6 protein-coding genes are annotated in these 4,738 nt (G+C 61.9%); 5 read left to right on the forward strand and 1 reads right to left on the reverse strand.

The window, feature by feature from the left end; all coding sequences use genetic code 11:
- The first annotated feature begins 3 nt into the window (after positions 1 to 3).
- Genes lpdA through VML93_RS20295 form a run of 5 tightly spaced genes read left to right on the forward strand, consistent with a single transcriptional unit; the run spans position 4 to position 4,464 of the window.
- A complete protein-coding gene (lpdA, locus tag VML93_RS20275; protein ID WP_325613434.1) occupies positions 4 to 1,245 on the forward strand; it encodes a dihydrolipoyl dehydrogenase in 1,242 nt (413 codons plus the stop codon).
- 4 nt (positions 1,246 to 1,249) lie between these two features.
- Positions 1,250 to 1,894 (forward strand): lipoyl(octanoyl) transferase LipB, encoded by a 645-nt coding sequence (lipB, locus tag VML93_RS20280; protein WP_325613427.1) that lies wholly within the window; start codon positions 1,250 to 1,252, stop codon positions 1,892 to 1,894.
- Positions 1,887 to 3,185: a dihydrolipoamide acetyltransferase family protein gene (locus VML93_RS20285; protein ID WP_325613429.1), complete on the forward strand. Its 1,299-nt coding sequence runs from the start codon at positions 1,887 to 1,889 to the stop codon at positions 3,183 to 3,185. Before lipB ends, VML93_RS20285 begins: the two co-directional genes overlap by 8 nt.
- Positions 3,185 to 3,700, forward strand: a complete 516-nt coding sequence (locus VML93_RS20290; protein ID WP_325613430.1) for a DUF664 domain-containing protein — start codon at positions 3,185 to 3,187, stop codon at positions 3,698 to 3,700. The genes VML93_RS20285 and VML93_RS20290 overlap by 1 nt, the downstream gene beginning before the upstream one ends.
- A gap of 53 nt (positions 3,701 to 3,753) precedes the next feature.
- Positions 3,754 to 4,464: a hypothetical protein gene (locus VML93_RS20295; protein ID WP_325613431.1), complete on the forward strand. Its 711-nt coding sequence runs from the start codon at positions 3,754 to 3,756 to the stop codon at positions 4,462 to 4,464.
- A gap of 4 nt (positions 4,465 to 4,468) precedes the next feature.
- On the opposite strand, the gene VML93_RS20300 is transcribed toward VML93_RS20295, so the two are convergent.
- Positions 4,469 to 4,738 (reverse strand): type II toxin-antitoxin system PemK/MazF family toxin (locus VML93_RS20300; RefSeq protein ID WP_325613433.1); only part of this gene is annotated, 270 nt, incomplete at its 5' end.

The raw sequence follows: 4,738 nt of genomic DNA on the forward strand, positions 1-4,738 counted from the left end.
TGCATCCCCACCAAAGCGCTCCTCCACACGGCCGACGTCTGGCAGCGCTTCGTCCACTCCGCCGACGAGGGCATCGACTGCGAAAACCCGCGCATCAACTACCCCAAAGTCCTCGAGCGCAAGTCCGGCATCGTCAACAAACACGCCAAAGGCGTCGAGTTCCTCATGAAGAAGAACAAGGTTGACGTCATCAAGGGCTACGGCCTCCTGAAAGGCCGCGGCAAAGTCCAGGTCGGCGACCAGCTCCTCGAAGCGAAGACCGTCATCATCGCCACCGGCTCCGAAGCCCGGCTTCTGCCCGGCCTGAAAGCCGACGACGCGATCTTGACCAACATCGAAATCCTCGACATGCCCGTCATCCCGAAGACCCTGGCGGTCATCGGAGCGGGCGCGGTCGGAGTTGAATTCGCCTCTATTTTCAATCGCTTCGGGACGAAGGTCATCCTCCTCGAAATGCTCCCCCGCATCGTGCCGGTGGAAGACGAAGAGGTCTCGAAGGAACTCGAGCGAGTCTTCAAGAAGACCGGCATCCGGGTCGAAACCGGAGCCAAAGCTGAGGACATCAAGCGGACCGACGCCGGCGTCACCTTCACCGCCGTGCTGGCCAACGGGAAGAAGGAGACCATCGAAGCCGAGAAGCTTCTGATCGCGGTTGGCCGCAAGCCGAACACCGAGAACATCGGCCTCGAAGGCACGAAGGTCGAGCTCGACCGCGGCTTCATCAAGGTCAACCAGTTCCAGCAGACCGGCGAACCCGGCGTCTACGCGATCGGCGATGTAGTGGCCGGAACCCCGCAGCTCGCGCACGTCGCGACAATGGAAGGCATGGTCGCGGTGGCCCACATCGCGGGCAAGCCGACGAACCCGATCAACAAAAACCGCATCCCCGGAGCCACCTACACCGAGCCCGGCATCGGCTCGGTCGGACTCACCGAGGCCCAGGCCAAGGCCGCGGGCTACAAGGTCAAGGTGGGCAAGTTTCCGTTCATGGCCAACAGCAAGGCGACCATCCTCGGCCATCACGACGGCTTCGTGAAAATCGTCTCCGATGAGAAGTTCGGCGAGATTCTGGGAGTCCACATCATCGGACCCGAAGCCTTCGAGCTGGTTTCTGAAGCAGTTACGGCGATGTCCGCGGAGGCCACCGTCGATTCGATGATCTCCACCATCCACGCCCACCCGACGCTCTACGAAGCGATGGGCGAGGCCTTCAACGCCGTCTATGGCCAGGCGATTAATGTCTGATTTCGTGGTTCGCGATCTGGGCCGGCTCGGCTACGCCGAAGCCTTTGCCCTGCAGAAGGATCTCGAGGCTCGCCGCAAAGCCGGCGAGATTCCGGATCAGCTTCTGATCGTCGAACACCAGCACGTCATCACGCTCGGCCGCAACGGCCACATGCAGAACCTGCTGGCCCGGCCGGAGATCCTGGAGCGAGCCGGAATCTCTTTCTTTCCCACAGATAGAGGGGGAGATATCACGTACCACGGGCCCGGCCAGATCGTCGGCTACCCCATTTTCGACCTGCGCGAGTGGAAGCGCGACGTCGTCGCCTACGTCCGGGCGGTGGAGCAGGCGCTCATCGACGGATTGGGTTCGTTTTGTATCCGGGCCGGGCGCGTCGCCGGGGCCACCGGAGTGTGGGTGGACGGGGCGAAGATCGCCGCCATCGGGGTGCACCTGAGCCGCTGGGTAACCTCGCACGGATTCGCGCTGAACCACACAACAGATCTATCCTATTTTCAATACATTGTGCCCTGCGGTCTCACCAAACCTGTGACATCTATGGAGCGTCTCGGGGTGACCGCAAGCCGCGGGGAAGTGGTCGAGGAGCTGGTGCGGCAGTTCCGCCGGCAGTTCGCTGTCCAACTTGTTGAGGAGATGACACATGGTTGACGTCGTGATGCCCCAGATGGGCGAGAGCATTGTCGAGGGAACCTTAACGCGATGGTTGAAGAAAAAGGGGGATCGTGTTGAGCGCGATGAACCTTTGTTCGAGATCTCTACCGACAAGGTGGACACCGAGATCCCGTCGCCGGCCGCTGGTGTGCTCTCCGAGGTGCTGGTGGAAGAGGGCAAAACCGTGGCGATCAGTACGGTTGTAGGTCGTATTAGTGACACTGGAAGTGCCGAAGCATCGGCATCAGTGCCGACCGAGCGGCAAGGTGCCGAAATATCGGCACCGGCCGCAGCCGCGCCTCCCCCGCCGCCTCCCCAACCGGCTCCGGAACCGGTGGCTGAAGCGGGACCGCTTTCACCGCTTGTTCGCCGGATGGCGCGGGAGTACAACATCGACCTGAAGCAGGTAAAGGGGTCGGGCGCGGGCGGACGCATCACCAAGCAGGATCTGGAAGCGTACATGTCGGCGCAGGGCGCGCGGACCATGGCGCAATCCGTGGCTCCCCTGCCTCCGACGCCACCGGCTCCTGCTCCGGTTCCCATCGCTGCTCCCGCTCCGCAGGTGGTGGCTCCGCTGCCTCGGGCCGAAGGGGCTCGGACGCGCGTGGAGGCCATGAGCAACATGCGCGCCAAGATTGCCGAGCACATGGTGTTCAGCAAGCGGACGTCGGCGCACGTCACCACGGTCCACAAGGTGGACATGACACGCGTGGTGAAGATGCGCGCCCGGAACAAGGCCGAGGTGCAGTCGCGCTACGGGTTCTCGCTGACCTTCCTGCCGTTCGTGACGCGGGCCGCGGCCGAGGCGCTGCGGGCGTTCCCCATCGTGAACGGGTCGGTGGAAGGGACGAACATCATCTACCACAACGACATCAACATCGGGATCGCGGTGGCGCTGGAGAACGGTCTCATCGTGCCGGTGATCCGCAACGCCGACGAGAAGACCGTGCTCGGCCTGCAGCGCGCGATCGTGGACCTTTCGACGCGCGCGCGGTCGCGGCAGCTGAAGCCCGACGAGGTGCAGGGCGGCACGTTCTCGATCACGAATTTCGGCAGCTTCGGGTCGATCTTCGCGACGCCGGTGATCAACCAGCCGCAGGTGGCAATTCTGGGGTGCGGCGCGGTGACGAAGGAGCCGGTGGTGACCGAGGATGACGCGATCGCGATCCGCTCGATGGCGTATCTGGCGCTGACGTTCGACCATCGCATCATCGACGGCGCGCTGGCGGATCAGTTCACCGCGCGGGTGAAACAAGTGCTGGAGGGTTGGTCGGAAGAGGTGCTGTAGTGGCTGGTGCTGAAACTGAGTTCCTGCGCGTTTCCGCGGAGAGGTTGCAGGAGTACTGCGGGAAGATTGACGACTGCCTGGCCAAGCTCACGCCGGAGCAGGTTTGGACGCGGGGGTCGGCGAATGAGAATGCGGTGGGGAATCTGGTGCTGCATTTGTGCGGGAATGTGACGCAGTGGATTGGGTCGGGTGTGGCGGGGCGGCCGGATGCGCGGGAGCGGAGTGCTGAGTTTGCGGCGCAGGGCGGCGTGGAGCCGGATGAGCTGGCCGCGCGCCTGTATCGCGTGGTAGACGATGCTTGTTCGGTGATCCTCGGGGTGCCGGCGGCGCGGCTGACGGAGCGGATCCGGCCGCAGAACTACGACGTCACGGTGCTGGAAGCGATCTACCACGTGGTGGAGCATTTCGGGATGCACGCCGGCCAGATACTGTTTGCGACGAAGCTGATGACGAAGGCGGATCTGGGGTATTACAAGCATTTGGGGAGTACGGAACGGCTGGAGGGCGAGGCGTAGGACGGCAGTTCGCACCTCAGCACGGTGGTTCTGTGCAGTTTACGTCTAGTAACATGAGCGATGCTCAACGAATAGTGCAGTCGGAGGTGGCGGCACTACACGCTGATCTTAATCGCCTTCTTCTTTTCGCAAGGGATCTCAACAACTGCGCCGGCGTGGACTACTGGATCGTACAGGTCCCGGTCGGTATCCTGCACGAGGTTTGGCGCGTTCAGGCGGAGGTTGCTCCGGCCGTTCGGGCTGCGAGTATCTCTACACTCGCCTGGCTCTGCCGCAACGCGCTCGAGTTGGACGTTTGGGCCAAGTACATCTCAATCTCGATGCCTAACGCCAAACGATTCCATCAGGACGCGTATGTCGACTCCCTTGAGGTCTATAAGCTCTTTGACAGGGTGCTTCGGAACCTCGATGTTCAGTGGCATTCGGTCATCGAAACGATGGCAGCACCGCTTTTGCCAGAGCTTGAACGTGTGCTCGTGAGGGACAAAGTCGACCTATCTGTGGAACAGCTTCGCGGCATGAAGCACCTGAATGTTGCCCAAGTTGCAGGGGAAGTCGGGCACGGGGAGGTATTTGCTCTCTGGAATCCGGTACTGTCGAAATTGGTGCATGCATCGGCCTACAACGTGCTCGTCGCCGGCAAGAGTATGGATGGCTTGGGATCGTTCATCGTGCGAGAACTGATCTGGGAATTGCGAAGTGCCGTCACCGCAGTTAACGTGTATCTACGGGCAAACGGTTTGCCTCAGTACGGTTCGTTGTGATTGCTCAGAATTCGACAAGGCCCAAGCTGATGCGGATTGCTTCGTCGACCTGATCGAGGATTTGGGCGTCGATGGAGCCCAGCCGTTTGACGAGGCGCATTCGATCAATCGCGCGGATCTGGTTAAGCAGCGCCACTGACGTGACCGAGAGGCCGGTGTTCTCATCGGCTGCCAGCAGAACGTGAACGGGACTGAGCGGGAAGCGCACCGTGGACGTGATGGGCGCGACGATAGTCATGTCGCTGACGCGGTTGGACACGTCGTTCTGGATCAC

The sequence above is a fragment of the Mycobacterium sp. genome, assembly GCF_035499775.1.
Taxonomy (GTDB): Bacteria; Actinomycetota; Actinomycetes; order Mycobacteriales; family Mycobacteriaceae; genus Mycobacterium.